Raw genomic sequence first — 21,480 nt, 5'->3', positions numbered from 1 at the left:
ACGTAATTTATTGTTATTAATATGGAACTTTTTTAGTCCCTCGATGACGCTAGCTTTAACATGTTCCCAACTCAACAACAATTACACCAAAGCGGGAATTTACGTGACAGAAAGGGCCATTGGCACCACAAGAAAATGCTTTGTATAAAAATGTTAACTTTTTTGCGGTGAAACACCGGTTTTGCACTGCCAACACAGTGCAACCGGCGGCGTTGTTTTGCTACACTGCGCGCCCTTTTAGCCCCACACAGCAGGGAACTGATACTCTTCATCCCGGTCAGAGCTGCTGTGCGTTGCATTATTCTTCGAGTCGGATATGAAACTAAGCTGTTTAATAGTGGACGACGAACCTTTAGCCAGGGCTGGCATAAGACACCTGCTGAGTCAGCAGCAGCAATTTGAAATTACCGCAGAGGCCGATAACGGCACTGAGGCATTACGCCTGGCACAGCTGCATCAGCCGGACATTATTTTTCTTGATATTCAGATGCCTGGCCTCGACGGCCTGAGTGTATTACGACAGCTAGCCAATAAACCGGCGGTTATTTTTTGCAGTGCCTATGCCGAGCATGCCGTTACCGCCTTTGAACTGAGCGCGGTAGACTACCTGCTTAAGCCCTTTAGTGCCGAGCGCTTTCAGCAAGCCTTATTTAAAGCCTGTGGCAAAATTATTCACGGCCTTAGCCGCCAGCCTGAACCGGCAGCAGAGTATATTGACCGTATCACCATCCGTGATCCCGGCCGCTTACGGATTGTTGATGTCAGTGATATCAGTTGGATTGAAAGTGCAGGTAACTACGTCGATATTCATGTGTATTCACAGCAAAAAAGCTATCTGCTGCGCGATACCATGGCCGCGATAGAAAGTAAGCTGGACCCGGCGCTGTTTGCCCGCATTCACCGCTCATCGATAGTGCGTAAAAGTGACATTGTGGAACTAAGGCCCGGCGATAAAGGCGATGCCGAAGTAGTGTTAAAATGCGGCGCCAGCTTAACCATGTCGCGTCGCCATCGTACAGCGTTGGCCGGATTATTTGGCCTGTAACAGCCGCCACTTTTGCGCCGGCAAAAAAAAGCAGCATAATTTATGCTGCTTTTGCTGTAACGCCCTGCCGGCTACTCCACAATTATTGCAAATAAACCGCGCATATTGGCGCTAACGTAACTGATTCTCGCCAAAACGATACACCAGGCCCAGTGAATACAGGTCAATGTCGCCATCGTTACCTACTAAATCATCCATACGGTAGCGCTCGGCTTCCAGCCGCAGCGTAAAAGCCGCAGAGATATCGTATTGCAAACCCAGGCCGTATTTGTGTTTGCTGTAATCGTCACTGTAACGTGCAGTGTTGATTAAGCCATTGCTGCTAAACCGCGTTTCCGACTCATTTCGCGTTACACCCAGCCGGGCAAAAGCGGATAAGCGGGCGGTTAACGGCAAGGTACCGACCAAATCCAGATTCCAACCCTTTAGTTTGGTGTAGCCGCCATAATTCGTTACCGGCACGGTATCGGCCATAAAACGAAAATCGCCCAGATCAAAGTAACCGCCTTCCAACCCAATATAACGGCCGAACTGATAGCCAAGGTAAACTTTGTAGCCTTCATTACGGCTGTCTTTATCAATTGACGTCACGGCAAAGCCATTATTTTCCAGCGCGGTTCTGATAGCTGCACTGTCAATATTGGCGCTGGATTTACCGATACTCATCCCGGCAGACCAGCCATTTTCTGTGTACCCGGCATCATCTGCAGCCTGGCTGCTAAACGACAGTACAGGCAAACAACCGGCGGCGAACAAGGCGACTGTCGCCCGGGTTAACGCTGTAGTATTTTTCATATCTTTATCCTTTTTATCGACGTGTCACAGCCTATTCAGGCTTGGTCACGGTATTGGCATCCAGGGTGACCTGCTCAGTCACTGAGAACAAGCGGCCTGTTACATCAGCCCCTGTACTCAGGTTAATTTGTGGCCAGGCCAATACATTGCCGGCAAAGCTGGTATTGCTGCCAAGCATCGTTGCGCCGCCGGTGCGCCAATACACATTGTCAGCTTTTGCACCACCGCTTAGTACCACGTTGCCGCCCGGAGCCCCGGTGGTAAAGGTACCTGCGATAACAAAGATAAAGACAGAATCCGGATCACCTTGTGCATCCAGCGTCAGGTTGCCTTGTTGAATAATGACATTACCGGCATTGCGGTACACGCCGCGGGTCAGCACCAGGCCGCCCAGTTCTGCCGGCAGCGCCTGCGTCGCTACGGCGGGGTTAGGATCGGCAGCCAGAAAGGTCGCGGCTACGCCCAGGTCTGTGCGTACCTGGTTGATAAAGGCCACCATGGATGCATAAGGCGCCGGCACCACATAAGGCGGAGTGCTGTCATCCGGTGCAAAAGACACACCGTTAGTCAGCTCGGTAAATTGGCCGGCTGCAGCACCGGCGGTAAAACCGGCATAAGATGAGCGTGCCAGATCCAGAATTGCCAGATCGCCATCCGCTATCGCCGAACCGGCGGTGGTGGTAATTGCCTGGCTGGCGATAATGATAAAACGCTGTAACTCACCCATAACCGGCGCTTGAGGATTGTCAGCTAAGGCAGGGTTAACGCTCAGCTCTGCACTGCCCTGTACCGCGCCCAAGGTGGCGCTGATGTCCGTCGTGCCGGCGGCGATAGCGGTTACCAGGCCACTGTTGAACTGACCGCTGGCGTTCAGCACGGCCACCGCGGTATCGGCAGATGCCCATACCACAGTGTTGCTGATATTCGCTGTGCTGCCATCACTGTAGCTGCCTGTTGCGCTAAATTGCTCAGTCTCATTCACCAGCGCAGCAGCATTAGCCGGGCTTACTGCAATAGACAGCAAAGTGCCGGCTGTCACTGTCAGCGTGGTGCTGGCTTGAACTGCAGCGTAGCTGGCCTGAATCTGCGCCGTACCGGCCGCCAGCCCTGTGGCCATGCCACTGTTTGCTGCCTGACTGGCATTCATAGTGGCAACAGCAACATTATCTGAGGTCCAGCTGGCCAGCGTGGTTAAATCCGCGGTACTGCCATCACTGTAACTGCCAATAGCATTAAACTGTCGCGTTAACCCTGCTACTACCGCAGGGTTCTGTGGCATAACACTGATACCGGTTAAGCCGGCATTAGTAATGGTAAGCGTTGCTGCGGCTGACATGTTGTCAAGCGTAGCGCTGATTTGCACCACACCCGGCGCTAAGCCTGTCGCTAAGCCACTGTCAGTACTGCCGTTTGCGTTCAGCGTGGCCGTTTGGCTATCTGCCGACGCCCAGACTACCGTATCGCTGATGTCGACAGTGGAACCATCGGAGTAGATGCCGGTGGCGGTAAACTGCCTGGTTAAACCCAGCGCTATTGAGGAAGTCAGCGGGGTGACACTGACAGAACTTAAGCTTGCCGTGGTTACGCTCAGCGTGGCTTCTGCAGTTACGCCCGCCATGGCGGCACCTATTTGCACCGTGCCGGCACTAAGCGCGGCGATTAAACCGCTGCTGGCGGTCATATCGGCGCCGGGTAACGCCACGGCATTGTCTGACGAGGTCCAGCTGACTAAAGCGGTCAGATTTTCTGACGAGCCATCGGAGTAAATACCTGTGGCCGTATACTGTTTATTTTGGCCGGCAGCAAGGCTGCTGTTTAGCGGGCTTATTACCAGGCTATCCAGGGTGGCATCGGTAATAGTGAGCTCAGCACTACCGGAAACAGCCGCCAAAGTGGCGATAATTTGCGTTGTGCCCATAGCGTTACCTGTGGCAAGGCCGCTGTTTGCCGCGCCACTTTCGTTTACTGACGCAACCTGGCTGTCGCCGGAGGTCCAAACCACAGAGCGGCTGACATCAATAGCACTGCCATCGGCATAGTTGGCCGTTGCAACAAACCGGCGCGATACGCCAACTACGGTAGTGGCATTAAAAGGCTGCACCACAATGCTGCTTAAACTGCTATTGCTAACCGTTACTGTGGTTTGCGCAGAAATACTGCCCAGGCTGGCGCTGATTTGGCTGCTACCTGCTGCCTGGCCAGTCGCAACGCCATAGGCGGCATCCGGGGAGCTGGCAATAGTGGCTACAGCAACACTGCCGGACAGCCAACTGACTGCCGCACTGATATCGCTTGAGGTACCATCTGCATATACGCCAATGGCGCTGTATTGCCAACTGACACCGGGATATAAGGTGGCATCAACCGGTGCCAACTGGATCGACACTAACGCCACATCACTTACCGTTAACAACGTATCGGCCGATACACCACCAAAAGACGCGGTAATAACCGAGCTACCGGGCTCTAATGCCTGCGCCAGCCCCTGCTCACTGATGCTGGCTACCGCTGTAGTGGCGGAGCTCCAGCTTACTTCGTTGCTGATATCCAGCGCGGTACCATTGGCGTAAATACCGGTTGCACTGAACTGTTGGCTTAAATCCAGCGCGATAGTGGCGTTAAGCGGCGATATTACAATAGACACCAGGCCTTCTACCGGCTCCGGGCTAAGCACAGGGTCTTTTTTATCGCCGTTACAGGCGGCCAATAGCGTGAGCATCAACAGGCCAAATAGCCACCTGCCACTTGCGCCCAACAACCTTGTTTGATATCTGAACATGATATTTATCCTTTGTATGTTTGGCGCCCCTGCGCAAAACATCTTTCAGTTGCCACGCTTGTACCATGCGGTTGGAAGGGAGTCTGTGTGATGGCGCTCTTATAGGTTTTTATAAGCAGAACGGCGATAGCTTGGTATACTGTGGCCACACTAACGCGCGGATAAACATTAATGACAACGCCACAAAACCCTCAGCCAAAGCAGAAAAAATCAGGTTTTCTCAGTAACTTGCTGATTAACGTCGTGCTGCCTGCAGTGATTCTCAGCCGCTTTAGCGGTGACGATGCGCTGGGACCGGTGTGGGCGGTAGTGATAGCGCTGGCGTTTCCACTGCTGTTTGGTTTGTGGGAGTTAAAACGGTCCGGTAAGGTAAATTTTTTCTCGGTACTGGGTATCATCAGTGTGCTGCTTACCGGCGGTATCAGCCTGCTGCAGCTGGACCCGGCTTATATCGCCATTAAAGAAGCACTGATCCCGGGTTTAATCGGCATTATTGTGCTGGTAAGCCAATATACGCCTTATCCCCTGGTAAAAAAGTTGCTGATCAATCCTGAATTACTGGATATAGCCAAGTTACAACAAGCCTTAGCCGAGCAAAACAATACCTCACTGTTTGACCAACGCATGGCACGGGCCGGTTATATCGTCGCCGCTGCTTTTTTTATGTCATCTGTGCTGAATTACCTGCTGGCTAAAGCCATCGTGGTCAGCCAGCCCGGCACCACAGCCTATGCGGAAGAACTGGGCCGGATGACCTGGCTTAGCTATCCGGTAATAGTGTTACCCAGTATGGTTATGTTGTTTGGCGCCATTATTTATATGTTTCGCCAAATCGGCCGGCTGACCGGCCGCACGCTGGACGATTTTATTCTGCAGTAGAGGATTTTACAGTAACGGATTCTGCAGCAGGCGCTGACAATTGCGAGCGCAGCAGGCTCAGTTCCTGCTGCAATTGCTGCATCTGTTGCAACAACTGCTGCTGCGTCGCCTGCTCAGCATCATGTTCGGCCTGATGTTCCTCGTCGTGCATGCTTTGTACTGCGTTTACTATTACAGCAATAAACAGGTTTAACATGGTAAAAGTAGCGATCAGAATAAAGGGCACAAAAAACAGCCAGGCATACGGAAATTGCTCCATCACCGGCCGCGCTATACCCATAGACCAGCTCTCCAGCGTCATCACCTGAAACAGCGTATATAAGGACGCACCCAAACTGCCGAACCAGTGCGGGAAGGCCTCACCAAACAGCTTGGTTACCATTACCGCCGCCACGTAGTACACCAGCCCCAGCACCATAGCAATCGACAACATACCGTTGAGAGACTGCATCAGCGCACCAACAATTTTGCGCATCGACGGCACAAAAGTCAGCACCCGCAGTACCCGCAACACGCGTAGTGCCCGCAGTACCGAGAACGGCCCGCTGGCCGGCAGTAGCGCAATAGATACCACCACAAAATCAAATACACTCCAGGCATCTTTAAAAAATGCCAACCGGTGCGCATACAGCCGCAGCAGTATCTCCAGCACAAATATCGTTAAAATGGCTTTATCCAACAAATGGATAGCCTGCCCGGCCACAGCCATCAGCGCCGGCATGGTTTCCATACCTAAGGTAACGGCATTAATTAAAATAAGCGCCAATAAAATGCGCTGCACCATACTGTGCTCAACAAAGGCTTTAATCCGCTGCTGCATTGACGGCAGCTGCGCTACGACTTCACTACTCATGTTGCACCTCAAAACCCACTGCATCCGCTAATTAATCCGCCGCTATTGTATGTCAGGCGGAAAAAACAGTGTTGATAAATTTATTACACGGAAAAATATTACAAATAATTTACCTATACAGATCAATATATTGCATTAAACCCTAAGCCGGAATTCTGATATCCGCCGGCTGTTCCAGATATGGAATAGCCAGGCAAGCCGCGCTGTTGCAGGCTTAGCCGGCCCCGGCTGTAACGGCAAGGGCAATAACAAGAAATCAACAGAGGATAAGACAGATGCAATATGGCAAATCAATACGCTTGTCAGTGCTGGCTACTGCACTGGCATTTTGCGCTGCAGCGCACGCCAACAACCTGGCCATTACCGGCCCGGGTGCTGGTGCCGACGGTTCAAGTAAAGCCAGTGGCACCAGCTACGGCGATATAAAAGATGCCAATTTACAGACCTACTGGCAGCCATCCGGCAATAATGGCCAGCGGGTATCGGTAAAATGGAGCAGCGCTGTCAGCGCTAATCAGGTTGTACTGCGTGAGCAAGGTAATAATATTACCGGTTGGCGGCTGGTTAATAATGACAACGGCGCTGTACTGGCCAGCGGCAGCAGCATTGGCAGCAGCAAAACGGTTAACTTCAACGCCGTTAGCACAAAAAAACTTAACCTGGATATACTCAGCGCCAGCGCTGCGCCACGGATTGCCGAGTTTGAAGTGTATCTGAACACCGACGGTGGCAACCCGACAGACCCTACCGAGCCGGGTCCGGTAACGTCCTGTGCAGCATCACCCCAGGGCTACGCCTCGCTTAATGGTGGCACTACCGGCGGCAGCGGCAGCAATGCGGTAACCGTAACGGTAAGCACCGGCGCCCAGCTGGTGGCGGCACTGCAAGACCGTGATCTAAACCGGCCACTGACTATCCGCGTTAACGGCACTATTACGCCGGGTAATTCCGGCGGCGTCAGTAAGTTTGATATTAAAGATATGGATAATGTCAGCATTATCGGCGTGGGCAACAATGCGCTGTTTGACGGTATCGGCATTAAAATCTGGCGGGCGAATAACATTATTATCCGCAACCTGAAAATCCGCTACGTTAACATCGGCGATAAAGACGCCATTTCCATTGAAGGCCCGGCACGCAATATCTGGATTGACCACAACGAAGTGTACAACCGCTTAAATGTTGACAAAGACTTCTATGACGAGCTGATTAGCGGTAAAAAAGATATTGATAATGTCACCACCTCTTACAACTACCTGCACGACAGCTGGAAAACCTCGCTGTGGGGCAGCAGTGATTCCGACAACTACAACCGCCGTATTACCTTTCACCACAACCACTGGCATAAGGTAAATTCACGCCTGCCGCTGTTCCGCTTTGGTCAGGGCCATATTTATAATAACTATTACAACGACATGCAGGAAACCGGTATTAACAGCCGGATGGGCGCGGTAATTCGCATTGAAAACAATGTGTTTGAAAACGCGAAAAACCCGATAGTGTCGTTTTACTCCAACGCCATTGGTTACTGGGATACCCGCGGTAACAGTTTCACTGATGTGACCTGGCAGGAAAACCCCGGCAGCGGCATTATCGCCGGCCCCAACGTCCAGGCCACAGCCGTGCTGAACCTGCCCTACAGCTTTAACCTGTTACCCACCAACCAGGTAAAAGCCCACGTACTGGCCAACGCCGGCGTAAATAAATGTAGTTTCTAACCAAAACAGCAGGCGGCAATGCTGCCTGCTTACCAATACCACTCCAACCTTAGCGGTTAAAATCCTGTTGATTAACGTGGTGTTATTCGATAGCTTGATTTTATTTACATAGATTAGCAGGGAACATTCTTTGCGGAAGCGTGTATGGTCCCTCGATGCTAAGACGTTCCGATTAACGGTATGGCGTTTAAAATTACAGCTATTCTGGGTGCCGTACTTGTGGGGCTATTTGGGTTATTGTTCTTTACCCGTTTGCATGGTTTATAAATGCACTTTAGCAATCACCTTCGAAAATTCGCCCGGCGAGCCGAGTGTTATAAATATAGGGAAATTTCTGTTATGAAAAATTATGTAGGTTGTCTAATCATCACTCTTATTACAACTGGCTGCGCATCTACAAAAGTAGAAAATGAACATGAATATGCAGATTTACCTGTAACTCAGAACGAATTACAGTCTTCCAAGTGGAGTGAACTAGTCAGATTTCCTGCCCGGTATCCAATAAACGCAGCCATCAACTCTCTTGAGGGATGCGCAACGATCGAATACGTAGTAACACCACAAAATGAAATTAAAGATATAAAGATGATTGCTACAACGGACAAGCAATTTGGAATAACCGCAGCAAAAGCGGTTCAAAGCTGGAAGTGGTCAGATGTACCCAAAGACATCATTACGCAGCCGGTAAAAACGCAAACCAGATTTGATTTCTGCCTGGACAAACCAGATCAACCTTGTACTACAAGTACACCAAATTATTCATGTCCAAGTGACGACATTCTCTATTCTACTGGCGTGCGCGTCAGGTAATTGCGAGATCAATACTGCGCGACAGCACATTAAAAACAATGAGATATAACAATTGCCATCAAAAACGCGCCGTTGGGCGCCCGGCTTACAACAAGTTGTTCGCGTTTGTACCCGGCGTTATTCCTACCCTGTTACATGTTAATTAAGAGTTTAGTATTCAAATGAAAGAAAAAGAGTTATTACGTTGGTCTGAGCAACGCCGGAAAGGGCTCCGGAAATTTATTCTGCTTAACGGCGTTTTATCTTGGGGCCTGCCCATGCTAATCGCAATGGCTTTTATTGGTAAGCCATTTGAGCAGGGATTTACAGCTAAAGCCATCACTATTCATTGCCTTGTTTGGGTATTTGGCGGCGTACTTTTTGGTATTGTATTGTGGTTTATCAACGAATGGCGTTACAAAAAACAAATGAGTAAAAATGCAGCTTAACGCGCCCCAGCAACTCATTGAGAAAAACCCAAGAACAGAGCAAGAGACAACGCAGCAAAAAGCTATTGCCGCGGAACTGCATCAGCAGGGATACATACGCAACGTCAGCAAGCTCAAGAGAATAAACGGGGGCTGGTAAAAATTAAACAACTGAAAAATATACGTTTAATTTCAATATAACCCCAATTATCTTAACCTATGTAGTAGAGCAAAAAACACTATGAAAATTTTGAACGTCTTAATTCTTTTATTCATGCCATCGTTAGGATTTTCTGATCCTTTGGCGAGATTTATGCCTGAAACTGTGGTTGGCTCTGTTGCGCTAAAAAACAAGCTTGTTGGTACTACCTGGGTTTATAAATGGCGGGGCAGAGAATATCTTTTTAGCTTTGATGCTGATGGCTCCATCTCTAAGCTGAAAAGTTGGTCAATGGTCAACTGGGTGGTAACAGCACCAAACGAAGTGGTATTGGAAGGGGTATCTGACCGTATGGTGCTGTTATTTAATGATCAAGCTACGGGCTTTACATCAATAGACTGGGACGGCCAAAAAACCAGCGGTGAAATTGCTTTTGAATAAAACATATCTGTTTGTAGTTTCGGCAATCTTTGCATTAAGTGCTTGCTCGACAGTAAAACCACCAGAAGTAACAGAATATGTGGATTTAGTTGGCAATAAAGAGGCTGTAGCTGATTATTGGGCGGTTAAACGCAAAGCTGTTCCTGAGTATCCGCCTATGGCAGGGCAAAACGGAATATCGGGCTGTGTTGAGTTTTCACTTTTAATCGGCACGGATGGAAAGCCGCAGAATATGACAGTAATTAAAAGCTTTCCGGGTGAGATGTTTAACAAAAAGCGTTGAGACAATGGCAATGGCTTCCCGCCGCCGCCAATAAGCAAAAGCAACCGGTTTTAACCACGATACAATTGGACTTTACTACTCAAAAGTCAGTAAACCACGAAGAAGCATACAAAGCGTGCAAAATTTAAACTGCTCTAACAAACACATATAAGCCTTTGCGGCGTCAGTAGGTTCTGGCCGCTTTTCAGTTATGTTTAATGCCGGCGATGTCGGGAAAATCCTTTTGCGCCCCCAAGCAATGAGCCTGGTGCTATTGTTAATCTTACGAACCACGGGGAAGACATTTATGGACTTAGAACAATCAAGTTTTGCTGTTGCATTCTTGTCCCTTCTTATTGCTTTAGTTGCATTAATAAGAGAACGAAGAGCTAATAAGCGGGTGCCTGTTCTTGAGGCAATTGCAAAACAACAAGAACTAAGAAACAGGCGGGTTGTGAGCAAGCAGATGATATCCATTTTGTTAACAAGATTGGCCTGGTGACAGATTCCGCTTTGGCGAACTTTGCCAAAAGTCTGGCGTCTCATTTCGTATCGGCCCGGGTCGCAGGGATAAGTTATTGCAGCACGCGTTACTGGTAGTAAATCCGCACAGCCGGAATGGCCGGGCGGAAGAGTTAGACGAAGCCGTTAAATTGCTTGAGGCATCCGGCATTGCGGTGTGCGTTCGCTTATCACAAAGTGCTGCGGCCATGGTGGCAGAAATTGAGGATTACCAGCGTAAAGATGGTATCGTTATTGTTGCTGGCGGCGATGGCACCATTAGTGCTGCTCTGTCGTCTGTTTATAAGCACCAACACACGCTGGCGATTCTGCCGCTTGGCACAGCTAATGACTTTGCCCGTTCTGTTGGCGTGCCGCAGGATATTTCAGAAGCAGCCAGGGTAATTATTGCCGGCAAGCGCGAACGGATAAATTTAGCACAGGTCAATAATAAGTACTTCGTCAACGTCGCTCATATAGGCTTAGGGGTGGATGTAACTCATGAACTGACCCCTGAAACGAAAAAATACTTTGGCGTATTTGCTTATTTGGGGGCGTTTATCAGAGCAATTAAGCGTAACCGCAGTTTCAGAGTTCATATGAAAGCTGATGGTTGGCAGTGCTCAGTGAAAGCCATTCATCTGGCAGTCGGCAATGGCCGCTATTATGGTGGCGGCAATATTGTGGATGAACACTCAACGGTACTGGATGGCCAACTGAATTTATTCTGCATTAAACCGCAACGCTGGTGGCAGCTGCTGTTGCTGGGGCCCGGCTTACGTAGCGGCAACTTGCAAACGGCAGACCGGGTTATTTGCAGAACGGCTAAAGAAATCAGTGTCAGAACGACCAGACCAAAAGAACTTGAAGCTGATGGTGAATTTAAAACGAAAACGCCGGCAAAGTTTACTGTGCTCCCACAGGCGATAGAGTTGATTGCAGGCACTATACCGCGGCCAGATACTAACAAGGTTTAATATGTCCATTATACGCACCGATAATCAGGCTGATGGCCTGGAAATTCTGAAATTGGTTATCGAAACAGCTGACTACTATCGTGAAATGGCTGAGCTGCTGGAGGAAGATAATCTTGATAACAGCCTGACTAAGCTGGCTCGTGAACGGGAAACCTTTAAAGCACCGTTTCGGAAAGTGGTTGAGCAGTTAGATGAATTGCCAGCCAGGCCAGATCCCGATAAAGAACTGATGCAAAAGCTCGGCGGCAAGATAACCAAATTACTCTCTGCTGATGCAAGAAATGCTATTTTGGACAAATGCCTGCGCGAAGATGACAAACTGGCAGATCTTGTCAGACATACCACTTTGGGGGAGAAATCTGCAGCATTTCAAAAACTGCTCGATGCGTTGGCTGACAACCTTAATGACGCAAAAAAAATAATTCAGTCTTTAAAAAATTAATCTGCCCCTGCAGAGAGCTTTTGGCCGCGCTAGCGGCCAGTTTGTGGTGCAACCTCCGTCTCAGCTTGCCTGATTAAACCGGCTAAACGCTGCTTCTAAATCTGCCAGCAAATCCTCTACATCTTCCAGGCCGATATGCAAGCGGATTAACGGGCCGCTGTAGGGCCATTTGGTCGCTGTACGCAGGTTTTGTACTTTCATGGTAGCGGTAATTAAGCTCTCATAACCGCCCCAGGAAAAGCCCATTTTAAAATGCGCCATGCCCTCGATAAAAGCCTCTACCTGTTGCTGGCTGCCCTGCTTTAACACAAAGGAGAACAAGCCGTTGCTGCCGCTGAAATCGCGCTGGAAAATGCTGTGGCCGGAGTGTGATGGCAGTGCCGGGTGCAGCACAGTTTCAACTTCCGGCCGCTGCGCCAGCCAGTTGGCTACCTTAAGCGCACTTTGCTCATGCTGTTTTAACCGCACCGACAAAGTGCGTAAACCACGCAGTGCGGTGTAGGCGTCGTCGGCCGAGGCGCAATAGCCCATTAAGTAACTGTGCTCGCGCAATTGCGGCCAGTGTTTTTCATTAGCGCTGGCGGTGCCCAGCATGACATCGGAATGGCCGACAATATACTTAGTGGCCGATTGCACCGACACATCTACTCCCAGCTCAAATGGCCGGCACAAAATGGGTGAAGCCCAGGTATTATCTAACATAGTGACAATATTGTGCTGTTGCGCCACAGCGGTAATGGCCGGAATATCCTGCATTTCAAAGGTCAGTGAGCCTGGTGATTCGAGAAAAATCACCCTGGTATTGGGTTTGATTAAGCCGGCAATAGCGGCGCCAATTTGCGGGTCATAATAGGTAGTTTCTACTCCCAGCCCGGCCAGTAGCTTGTCGCACAGCGCGCGGGTGGGCTCATAGGCGCTGTCTACCATTAGCAGGTGATCACCACTTTGTAAAAACGCCAGCAAGGCGCCGCTTACCGCTGCCGCACCGCACGGGTACAGCGCGCAGCCGGCGCCGCCCTCCAGCTCACAAATCGCCTCTTGCAGAGCAAAATGGGTGTCGGTGCCACGCCGACCGTAAAACGGCACGCGGTTACCGCGGTTTTGCGTGGCGTGTTTTAACTCAGCAAAAGTATCAAACACTATGGTGGACGCCCGCACCAGCGGTGGATTTACCACACTGCCGGTATAACTTTTACGGCGGCCGGCATGAATAAGCCGGGTATCTTTTTTCATTCGCTGCCCTTACTGAGTAAACCATTACGACTTAAGTCGGGTATGTAAGACATCTGGATGTCTATACTATAGCCGTATAGTGCCACAATGTTAAACGCTTGTCGTCGGCTGCAGTATCTGTCTGAAGCGTACCAAACCCCTGCCGGCCGCAAGCCCCGTTTGACAAAGGGTAGCGCGGCGACCAGGCTTTATGCAACAACAAGGAGAACACAGATGCGCAACTTTAGCCTTACGCCATTAACACTTGCCATAGCCGCCGCTTTAATTAGCCCCGGTTTAGCTGCCCAGCAAAGCAATACCGACACAGCCAGTGACGACGCCAAAATTGAACAAATTGTGGTTACCGGTACCCGTGTGGCCGGCCGCTCGGTGTCCGATACCGCAGTACCTATTGATATTGTCGGCGCGGCCGCGCTGGAACGCTCCGGCAATACCGAGCTAAACCAGGCGCTGTCTATTGCGCTGCCGTCTTTTAATTTCCCGCGGCCGGGCCTGGCCGATGGTACCGACACTGTGCGCCCGGCAACGTTACGCGGCTTAAGCCCGGATCAATCGCTGGTCCTGGTAAACTCTAAACGGCGCCATTCCGCGTCCTTAGTGAATGTAAACGGTACCGTAGGTCGCGGTGCTTCGGCGGTGGATTTAAATACCATTCCGATGGCGGCGGTCAATGCAATAGAAGTGCTGCGCGACGGTGCCTCAGCGCAGTATGGCTCTGATGCCATTGCCGGGGTATTAAATGTGCGCTTACGTGAAGCCAGCGAAGGCGGCAATGTTACCGCTTCCTATGCTTATCGCGACAGCAACTACAGCACCCCCACCACCACACCGCCTGCCGGCGCCACCTGGAGTGCACCGGGCCAGATTGAACGTGCTGTCAGTGACGGCGAAACGGTTAACCTAAGCGGCTGGAAGGGCTTTGCGCTGGGAAATGATGGCTATGTCACGGTATCGGCAGAATATAAAGACGCCGAACGTACCGAGCGCGGTGGCTACGATTACCGCCAGCAGTACCCGTTAGTGGATGGCGAATTTGATCCGCGCGAGCAAACCATCAACCGCTTTAATGCCTGGTACGGTGAACCGGAAATGCAGCAGTTTACCCTGTTTGTTAACGCTGGCTTAAATGTCGGCCCGGGCAAGCTGTACAGCTGGCTCAGCTACCAGGACAGAGCAGCAAAATCCGGCGGCTTTTACCGCCGTGCCATAGATGACCGCAACGTGATTGAAGTGCACCCGGATGGTTTTTTGCCGATTATTGCCCCGGATGTCACCGATACCAGCTCGGCGGTGGGTTATGAATGGGACAGCGGTGACTGGAGCTTCGATGCTTCTGTGGTATACGGCTTTAACGAAATGGAATTTACCATTGAGAACACCGTTAACCGCTCGATTGGCCCGGCCAGTAAAACGGTGTTTGATGCCGGTGGTTTTAACTACGACCAGATAGTCGGTAACTTTTCTGCCGTTACCTCTTTTGATGTTGCTGCGCTGGCCTCACCGGTAAATATTGCCACCGGGGTTGAGCTGCGCCGCGAAAGTTACACTATTTTTGCCGGTGAGCCGGACTCTTACCGCAATGGCGGCGTGTTATTGCCCAATGGCAACCCAACCCAATCCGGTGCTCAGGTGTTCCCCGGCTTTCGCCCTTCTAACCAAACCAACGAAAGCCGCCGCTCTGTCGGTGTTTTTGTTGACCTGGAAGCTAACCTGACCGACGACGTACTGGGCTCTGTCGCCATGCGCGCCGAGGACTACTCCGACTTTGGCAGCAACCTTACCGGTAAACTGGCGCTGCGCTATGATATCAGCGACAGTTTCGCGTTGCGCGGCTCGCTGCAAAATGGCTTTCGGGCGCCGTCTTTGCAGCAGCAGTACTTTACCACCACTTCGACTAACTTTGTTGGCGGTGTACCCTTTGATATTACCACCTTCCCGGTAGACGACCCGGTGGCGATAGCCCTGGGCGCCAAACCGCTGGATGCGGAGGAATCGGTAAACCTGTCACTGGGTGCGGTAATGCGCTTTGGCACTGTGTCTGTCACCCTGGATGGCTATCAGATTAATATTGATGACCGCATTGTGTTGTCAGAAAACCTCGGCACTACCGCCAGCCAGGCCAATGTTGGTGAGTATCTGGCAGAGCAAGGCTTTATCGGTGTTGCCGGCGGCCGGTTCTTTATCAACGGTGTTGATACCGAAACTAAAGGTGTAGATTTGGTGGTGAACTGGTCACTGCCTACCGATGCCATCGGCGATTTTGACCTGACCTTTGTGGCGAACTACAACGAAACAGAAGTGACCAGGGTGCCGCAAACTGCCGAACTGGCCGCACTGGACCCGGCACCGACACTGTTTGGCCGGCTTAATATACTGGCACTGGAAAAAGGCACGCCGAAAGACAAACTGGGCGCCATTGTAAACTGGAACCTGGACCGCGTAAGCGCAACCTTGCGTGCCACCCGCTACGGTGAAGTGTTAACGCCGGATAATAACCCCGACCGCGATTTTACCTTAGGCGCCAAAACCCTGGTTGATATTGAAGGCCGCGTTGAAGTGACCGATAACTGGCGCCTGGCGCTGGGCATGGATAATATCTTTGACCAGTACCCGGAAGCGTTTCCGGTGAATTTAAACTCGACCGGTAATACACCGTTTTCTAACTACTCGCCTTATGGCCGCTCCGGCCGGCTGGTTTACGCCAAGCTAAGCTATAACTTCTGAGTAACAGGCGCCGCAAGGCGCCTTTTTAATTCAGATTGCTGATTTGTGATATATCAACCAGGTTTTCCAACTCTGGTTTGGCAAAATAGTAACCCTGAAAGTAGCGAATACCCACAGCGCATAAATAATCCAGCTCGGCTTTGCTTTCCACACCTTCGGCCAGCACCTTAGTGCCCTGCAACAGGCACTGGGCCAGGGTTTTTTCCACAATGCTTTGCTTAGCCGCATTCTGGTCGATATTCCGGATCAGTTGCATATCCAACTTTAAGATATCGGGTTTCAGTTCTATCAACCAATCTAATTTGGCAAAGCCGGAACCATAATCGTCAATCGCGGTATAAAAGCCCCGTTTGGAGTAACTACGGAAAATACGGTTTAAATGCTCTTTATCAGGAATTTGCTCGCCTTCAGTCACCTCAAACACCAGCTTGCGTAGATCAAAACCGTATAAATCTGCCGCTTCAATAGTGGCCTTAATACAGGTTTCCGGGTTATATACCGCATTAGGTAAAAAGTTAATGCTGAGCAAGGTGTTACAACCCAGCCTGGCCGCTGTTTCAATGGCTTTTACCCTGCAGGCCTGATCAAAATAATATTTATTGCTGTCATTGATATGCTCAAACACCCAGGCCGCGCCCTGACCTTCAGGCCCGCGCACCAGGGCTTCATAGGCAATAATGGTTTTACTTTGCCAGTCAATAATCGGCTGAAAGGCCATACGAATTTGAAACCCCAGCGATTGGCCGCTTAAACAGTCACTGCAGGTTTGTTGTTTAATACTGGCAGGAAATTGCATAAATAATCATTGATATCAAGACACTGGTGGTATGACTTTAGCGCGCGATCTGCCGGGTTGCCAGCACTGTTACGCAGTTTTGCGCTAGCTTGGCTCAGCACCACGTTTGAGTGCCGCAGCATAAGCCCTGATTAAGCGCTGTGCGGCCTGCTCTGCGCAACTACCAAAGGCCACTACGCCATCTTCATGCCCGGCCATGGTAAAAATACCCTGCGGCAATACGTTAGTAGTACCAAATAACCGCGCCACTTCTGCCGCCATCGCTACTGTGCCGTACGGCACTTCTGCGCGGGTTTGCGCCAGCCCCAAAGCACCGGCCTGCTGCCAGATCTGCGGGCAATGGGCATGAATAATAAAGTTTATGCCGGCACTTAGCTGATACAGTTGGCCATGCGTCATCGCTTCCGACGACGGTTTGGTTTCACCCACAGCCACAATGCGGTTTTGCTCTGGCTGACACTGGCTTACCAGCGCATAGTCGGCCGCGCACATCTGCGCGATACCGCCGGTTTGGGTGCCACTGATAATAAACTGGTTTTGCGCGCCAAAACGCTGGCTGATATTACCAAAGCCATAGTTGTCGTAGCGCGATGGCGTTTGGCCCAGCATGCCCAGCTGCAGCATAATAGTGCGCCAGCTGTTGATCTCCGCCACATCAGCCGCCTTTAGTGCAGCTTGTTGGCTAAAATCCAGCTGAAATTTTATCACCCCTTCCTGTTCTGTCATCGTATTGCCCGCTGTAATGAAAACCACTGTATTATAAAACGCGATAGCCACCTGCCCCAGCCGCTTAGCAGGCCAAAACTGGTAAGGGCGGCACAGAGCTGTATAATAGCCGGCATTGATTGACAGGGCCTGATGGCAAGCATGAAATATAAAGACCTACGCGATTTTATTGCCCAGCTGGAGCAGCGCGGCGAGCTGGTACGGGTAACAGCTGAAGTAGACCCGGTGCTGGAAATTACCGAAATTGCCGACCGTACCCTGCGTGCTGCCGGCCCGGCGCTGTTGTTTGAAAATGTTAAAGGCCACAGCATGCCGGTACTGGCCAACCTGTTTGGCACCCCGCAGCGGGTTGCGCTGGGTATGGGCCAGGAAGACGTATCGGCGCTGCGCGAAGTAGGCAAGTTACTGGCGTTTTTAAAAGAGCCCGAGCCACCAAAAGGCTTAAAAGACGCTTTCAGTAAACTGCCGCTGTTTAAGCAAGTACTGAATATGTCACCAAAGCAGGTGAAAAAAGCGCCCTGCCAGGACATAGTCCTCAGCGGCGATGATGTCGACTTAAACCAACTGCCGATTATGACCTGCTGGCCGGGCGATGCTGCGCCGCTGATCACCTGGGGTTTAACCGTCACCAAAGGCCCGCATAAAGAGCGGCAGAATTTAGGCATTTACCGCCAGCAACTACTGGGCAAAAACAAACTGATTATGCGCTGGTTGTCGCACCGCGGCGGCGCGCTGGATTTTTACGAGTTCCAAAAAGCTAACCCCGGGCAAAACTACCCGGTATCGGTAGCCCTGGGCGCAGACCCGGCCACCATTTTAGGCGCAGTCACCCCGGTGCCGGATACGCTGTCAGAATACGGCTTTGCCGGCTTGCTGCGCGGCGATAATACCGAAGTAGTAAAATGTATCAGTAATGATTTACAGGTACCGGCCAGTGCCGAAATTGTGCTGGAAGGTTATATTGCGCCCGGTGAAATGGCGCCGGAAGGCCCGTACGGCGACCATACCGGTTACTACAACGAGGTAGATAACTTCCCGGTGTTTACCGTTACGCATATTACTATGCGCAAAGATCCCATTTACCACAGCACTTACACCGGCCGGCCGCCGGATGAACCGGCAATACTGGGCGTGGCGCTGAATGAAGTGTTTGTGCCGATACTGCAAAAGCAGTTTCCGGAAATTACCGACTTTTATCTGCCGCCGGAAGGTTGCTCCTACCGCTTAGCGGTAGTGACGATGAAAAAGCAGTACCCCGGCCACGCCAAGCGGGTGATGATGGGCGTTTGGTCATTCTTGCGCCAGTTTATGTACACCAAGTTTGTTATTGTCTGCGATGACGATATTAACGCCCGCGACTGGCAAGACGTAATTTGGGCCATTACCACGCGAATGGACCCGGCGCGCGACACTACCTTAATTGAAAACACGCCGATAGATTATCTGGACTTCGCCTCGCCGGTATCCGGCCTTGGCTCAAAAATGGGTATGGACGCCACCAACAAATGGCCGGGTGAAACCAGCCGCGAATGGGGCGAACCTATCGTTATGGACGAAGCGGTTAAACAGCGAGTGGATAGCATCTGGGATAGCCTGGGTATACCGCTGCCGGCTAAGGATGCCAGGCTGTGAGCTATCTGGTAACCATAGCCCCGGCGCAACTGAGCTTTACCGTGCAGGAAGGCGAAACCATCCTGGACGCGGCGCTACGCCAGGGTATCGATTTCCCTAACCGTTGTCGCCAAGGCGTTTGCACCAGCTGTGTTTGCAAGCTAAAAAGTGGTGAGGTGCGCTATAACGCACCGCAGCCACTGACCGAACTGGACAAACAACAGCAGTTTACCTACTGTTGTTTAGCCTACCCCAATACTGATCTGGTATTACACCACCCTTTTATCCGTGGCTAAGCCGTAAGGCCATTGCTGAGAGCACTATGACGACTATTGCCTGTAACGTAGATTTAATTGAAGCCCTTACACCCACCGTAAACCGCGTGGTGTTAACCCCGACACAGCCCTGCAGTTTTGTCAGTGGCCAGTATTTACAGCTGTGTTTAAGCGACAGCGATAAACGGCCGTTTTCGATTGCCAGCACGCCGGCGCAGCCGCAGTTGGAGTTGCATATCGGTGGCAGCGTGGCAGACCAGTACGCCAGCCAGGCGTTAGCGCACCTGCTGCAGCAACATCAGCTACAGCAACCGGTACAAGCTGAAATAGGCCTGGGTAATGCGCAGTTTCGCGCCGACAGTGAGCGACCACTGATCTTGGTCGCCGGCGGCACCGGTTTCTCTTATATCTACAGCATTGCGCAAACCATTGCTGCTGCCAAACTGGACCGGCCGGTTTTTGTATATTGGGGCGTGCGTGAGCACAGCGCGTTGTATCACCACACGGTAATGCAGCAGTGGGCGGCACAAAACAGCAAGTACCGCTTTATTCCGGTAGTACAGCAGCCGGATGACAGCTGGCAGGGCAGAACAGGCATGGTACATCATGCCGTGCTGGAGGATTTTGTCTCGCTGGAAGCCTACGATATTTATGTCGCCGGCCCCTTTGCCATGGCCGGCGTAGTACGCGACGCCTTTATAGAACAAGGTGCACATCGCGAGCATATGTTCGCCGATGCGTTTGCCTATATCTAAACTGGTTTGGCCAGTAAAGTTATGCCACAATCGCTGCACCTGAAAGATGCACGGAGCCCGGATATGACACATAAAACCTTAATTAAAGTACGCGGTTATCACTTAGATATTTACCAACACGTAAACAATGCCCGTTACCTGGAGTTTCTCGAAGAAGCGCGCTGGGGTTATCTGGAAGACAGCGGCGATATTGACTGGTTTGCCAAACATAATCTGGCGTGGGTGATTGTAAATATCAATATTAACTACCGTGTTGCCGCTACCATGGGTGATCAGCTGGAAGTGTTTACCCGCTTTAGCAAAGTAGGCGGTAAAAGCGCCGTGGTAACCCAGGAGGTGCGTATTGCCGGCAAAGATGCCATAGCAGCCGATGCTCAGGTAACCTTTGTCTGCCTGGACCAGAAAACCGGTAAGGCAGTGGCGATTGAAGGCGAGCTGAAAGCGCGTTTAGAGCAGCATATTGCTGAGGCCTGATTAACGCTTACTGTGTTTTTCCAGCGCCTGTTTCAATAAGGCGCTGCTATCCTCCTCGTCGCCGCAGGGCACTACCGCGCTAGAGGTCATCAATGCTTCAAAACCTTCTTTAGCCGGGTCAGCGAAGCGACATCCCCCTTTGGTGCGGATCAGCTGCAAGCCATTATCCAGCCGTGCAAATACCTGCTGCGCCGGATCAGTGCTTAGCTGCTGATGGCGCTTGTTTACCGTCATTTTTGGCTGTCGTTGCAACTGTAGAAATTGCTGATAACTTGCTGCCGCGGCCTGCTCCATAGCTGCAGGAGTTGTGGTTGCCGCCCGTTCCAGGCTGCGCTGTGCAAGGCCGGATTGCGGGACAGCCACAGGCTGACGGACCGACTGCGTTGTCGGCGCAGGCGGAGTATCCGCTGGAGCTTGCTCAACCTTTTTGCTATCTGCAGTGCGCAGTGATCTTGAAGATGGCTTTGCAATAACGGGTTCTGCGTTCGGGGTAACCGGTTCTGGTCCTGTGTCAGCTTCCGGCTGTGCTTGCTGTGTGCTTACAGGCGGCTGATATAAATAAGATACTACCGACTCAACGTCCGGTGGTTTAACTGCCGGCGTAAACCGCACTTGCAGCAAAGCTGCCAGCAGTACCGCATGCAGCAACAGCGCAGGCAGTGCCACGCGACCATAGGTCTGCAGCAGGCGCTTTAACGTAGTAGTAACACCAGACAAAGAATGGCTGTCCCTGCATCTGCTGTGGTTAAGTCAGCATCAGACCAGCGGGACAGCAATAAATTCCGCTATCGCAGCAACTTAGCAGCGATAGCGTTTA

At 51.2% G+C, this 21,480-nt stretch carries 22 protein-coding genes; 15 read left to right on the top strand and 7 right to left on the bottom strand.

All coding sequences use genetic code 11. From position 1 onward, the window contains the following. The first annotated feature begins 337 nt into the window (after positions 1-337). Positions 338-1,045 (top strand): LytR/AlgR family response regulator transcription factor, encoded by a 708-nt coding sequence (locus ACTZWV_RS00210; RefSeq protein ID WP_444784593.1) that lies wholly within the window; start codon positions 338-340, stop codon positions 1,043-1,045. A 111-nt stretch (positions 1,046-1,156) separates the two neighbouring features. On the opposite strand, the gene ACTZWV_RS00205 is transcribed toward ACTZWV_RS00210, so the two are convergent. Both ACTZWV_RS00205 and ACTZWV_RS00200 read right to left on the bottom strand, forming a co-directional pair. Continuing rightward, positions 1,157-1,840, bottom strand: coding sequence for an outer membrane beta-barrel protein (locus ACTZWV_RS00205; protein ID WP_444784592.1), 684 nt, complete (start codon positions 1,838-1,840; stop codon positions 1,157-1,159). Between the two features lie 31 nt (positions 1,841-1,871). Further along, the gene (locus tag ACTZWV_RS00200) at positions 1,872-4,619 is read right to left on the bottom strand and encodes an ice-binding family protein (RefSeq protein WP_444784591.1); all 2,748 of its coding nucleotides are present in this window, start codon (positions 4,617-4,619) and stop codon (positions 1,872-1,874) included. 171 nt (positions 4,620-4,790) lie between these two features. Between ACTZWV_RS00200 and ACTZWV_RS00195 the strand changes: the two genes are divergently transcribed. After that, a complete protein-coding gene (locus ACTZWV_RS00195; RefSeq protein WP_444784590.1) occupies positions 4,791-5,498 on the top strand; it encodes a VC0807 family protein in 708 nt (235 codons plus the stop codon). On the opposite strand, the gene ACTZWV_RS00190 is transcribed toward ACTZWV_RS00195, so the two are convergent. Then, on the bottom strand, positions 5,485-6,351 hold the full coding sequence (locus ACTZWV_RS00190; protein ID WP_444784589.1) for an ion transporter: 867 nt from the start codon (positions 6,349-6,351) through the stop codon (positions 5,485-5,487). The genes ACTZWV_RS00195 and ACTZWV_RS00190 overlap by 14 nt on opposite strands. A 275-nt stretch (positions 6,352-6,626) precedes the next feature. On the opposite strand from ACTZWV_RS00190, the gene ACTZWV_RS00185 reads away from it, so the two are divergent. From ACTZWV_RS00185 to ACTZWV_RS00150, 8 genes are all read left to right on the top strand, one after another. Then, the gene (locus ACTZWV_RS00185; RefSeq protein ID WP_444784588.1) at positions 6,627-8,069 is read left to right on the top strand and encodes a pectate lyase family protein; all 1,443 of its coding nucleotides are present in this window, start codon (positions 6,627-6,629) and stop codon (positions 8,067-8,069) included. Between the two features lie 339 nt (positions 8,070-8,408). Then, positions 8,409-8,879, top strand: a complete 471-nt coding sequence (locus ACTZWV_RS00180) for an energy transducer TonB (protein WP_444784587.1) — start codon at positions 8,409-8,411, stop codon at positions 8,877-8,879. Positions 8,880-9,040: 161 nt separating this feature from the next. Beyond that, positions 9,041-9,307 carry a hypothetical protein gene (locus tag ACTZWV_RS00175; RefSeq protein WP_444784586.1) on the top strand — a complete coding sequence of 89 codons (267 nt, stop codon included), beginning with the start codon at positions 9,041-9,043 and terminating at the stop codon, positions 9,305-9,307. A 220-nt stretch (positions 9,308-9,527) separates the two neighbouring features. Further along, complete coding sequence (locus ACTZWV_RS00170; RefSeq protein WP_444784585.1) at positions 9,528-9,887, top strand: hypothetical protein; 360 nt, start codon at positions 9,528-9,530, stop codon at positions 9,885-9,887. After that, entirely contained in the window at positions 9,880-10,170 is a 291-nt protein-coding gene (locus ACTZWV_RS00165) for an energy transducer TonB (protein WP_444784584.1), read from the top strand. Before ACTZWV_RS00170 ends, ACTZWV_RS00165 begins: the two co-directional genes overlap by 8 nt. A gap of 286 nt (positions 10,171-10,456) precedes the next feature. Next, positions 10,457-10,651, top strand: a complete 195-nt coding sequence (locus ACTZWV_RS00160) for a hypothetical protein (RefSeq protein ID WP_444784583.1) — start codon at positions 10,457-10,459, stop codon at positions 10,649-10,651. Between the two features lie 76 nt (positions 10,652-10,727). Then, the gene (locus ACTZWV_RS00155) at positions 10,728-11,627 is read left to right on the top strand and encodes a lipid kinase (RefSeq protein WP_444784582.1); all 900 of its coding nucleotides are present in this window, start codon (positions 10,728-10,730) and stop codon (positions 11,625-11,627) included. Next, positions 11,587-12,069, top strand: coding sequence for a hypothetical protein (locus tag ACTZWV_RS00150; protein ID WP_444785646.1), 483 nt, complete (start codon positions 11,587-11,589; stop codon positions 12,067-12,069). The genes ACTZWV_RS00155 and ACTZWV_RS00150 overlap by 41 nt, the downstream gene beginning before the upstream one ends. 60 nt (positions 12,070-12,129) lie before the next feature. Here ACTZWV_RS00150 and ACTZWV_RS00145 read toward each other — a convergent pair whose 3' ends face one another. Continuing rightward, a complete protein-coding gene (locus ACTZWV_RS00145; RefSeq protein ID WP_444784581.1) occupies positions 12,130-13,302 on the bottom strand; it encodes a cystathionine beta-lyase in 1,173 nt (390 codons plus the stop codon). Positions 13,303-13,515: 213 nt separating this feature from the next. On the opposite strand from ACTZWV_RS00145, the gene ACTZWV_RS00140 reads away from it, so the two are divergent. Further along, entirely contained in the window at positions 13,516-16,026 is a 2,511-nt protein-coding gene (locus ACTZWV_RS00140) for a TonB-dependent receptor plug domain-containing protein (protein WP_444784580.1), read from the top strand. Between the two features lie 25 nt (positions 16,027-16,051). On the opposite strand, the gene ACTZWV_RS00135 is transcribed toward ACTZWV_RS00140, so the two are convergent. After that, positions 16,052-16,822: an EAL domain-containing protein gene (locus tag ACTZWV_RS00135; RefSeq protein WP_444784579.1), complete on the bottom strand. Its 771-nt coding sequence runs from the start codon at positions 16,820-16,822 to the stop codon at positions 16,052-16,054. 84 nt (positions 16,823-16,906) lie between these two features. After that, positions 16,907-17,548, bottom strand: a complete 642-nt coding sequence (locus ACTZWV_RS00130; protein WP_444784578.1) for a class II aldolase/adducin family protein — start codon at positions 17,546-17,548, stop codon at positions 16,907-16,909. Positions 17,549-17,689: 141 nt separating this feature from the next. On the opposite strand from ACTZWV_RS00130, the gene ubiD reads away from it, so the two are divergent. The 4 genes from ubiD to ACTZWV_RS00110 all read left to right on the top strand — a co-directional run bounded on the left by ubiD (position 17,690) and on the right by ACTZWV_RS00110 (position 20,663). After that, positions 17,690-19,180, top strand: a complete 1,491-nt coding sequence (gene ubiD / locus ACTZWV_RS00125) for a 4-hydroxy-3-polyprenylbenzoate decarboxylase (protein ID WP_444784577.1) — start codon at positions 17,690-17,692, stop codon at positions 19,178-19,180. Beyond that, positions 19,177-19,455 (top strand): 2Fe-2S iron-sulfur cluster-binding protein, encoded by a 279-nt coding sequence (locus ACTZWV_RS00120; protein ID WP_444784576.1) that lies wholly within the window; start codon positions 19,177-19,179, stop codon positions 19,453-19,455. The genes ubiD and ACTZWV_RS00120 overlap by 4 nt, the downstream gene beginning before the upstream one ends. A gap of 26 nt (positions 19,456-19,481) precedes the next feature. Next, positions 19,482-20,189 (top strand): NAD(P)H-flavin reductase, encoded by a 708-nt coding sequence (fre, locus tag ACTZWV_RS00115; RefSeq protein WP_444784575.1) that lies wholly within the window; start codon positions 19,482-19,484, stop codon positions 20,187-20,189. A 63-nt stretch (positions 20,190-20,252) separates the two neighbouring features. Beyond that, positions 20,253-20,663 carry an acyl-CoA thioesterase gene (locus ACTZWV_RS00110; RefSeq protein ID WP_444784574.1) on the top strand — a complete coding sequence of 137 codons (411 nt, stop codon included), beginning with the start codon at positions 20,253-20,255 and terminating at the stop codon, positions 20,661-20,663. Here ACTZWV_RS00110 and ACTZWV_RS00105 read toward each other — a convergent pair whose 3' ends face one another. Then, the gene (locus tag ACTZWV_RS00105) at positions 20,664-21,380 is read right to left on the bottom strand and encodes a hypothetical protein (protein WP_444784573.1); all 717 of its coding nucleotides are present in this window, start codon (positions 21,378-21,380) and stop codon (positions 20,664-20,666) included. Positions 21,381-21,480: the final 100 nt, after the last annotated feature.

Source organism: Rheinheimera sp. NSM (assembly GCF_052380015.1).
Lineage (GTDB): Bacteria > Pseudomonadota > Gammaproteobacteria > Enterobacterales > Alteromonadaceae > Alishewanella.
The sequence above is the reverse complement of the archived record's forward strand: the minus strand, read 5'-3'. Positions and strand labels throughout refer to the sequence as shown.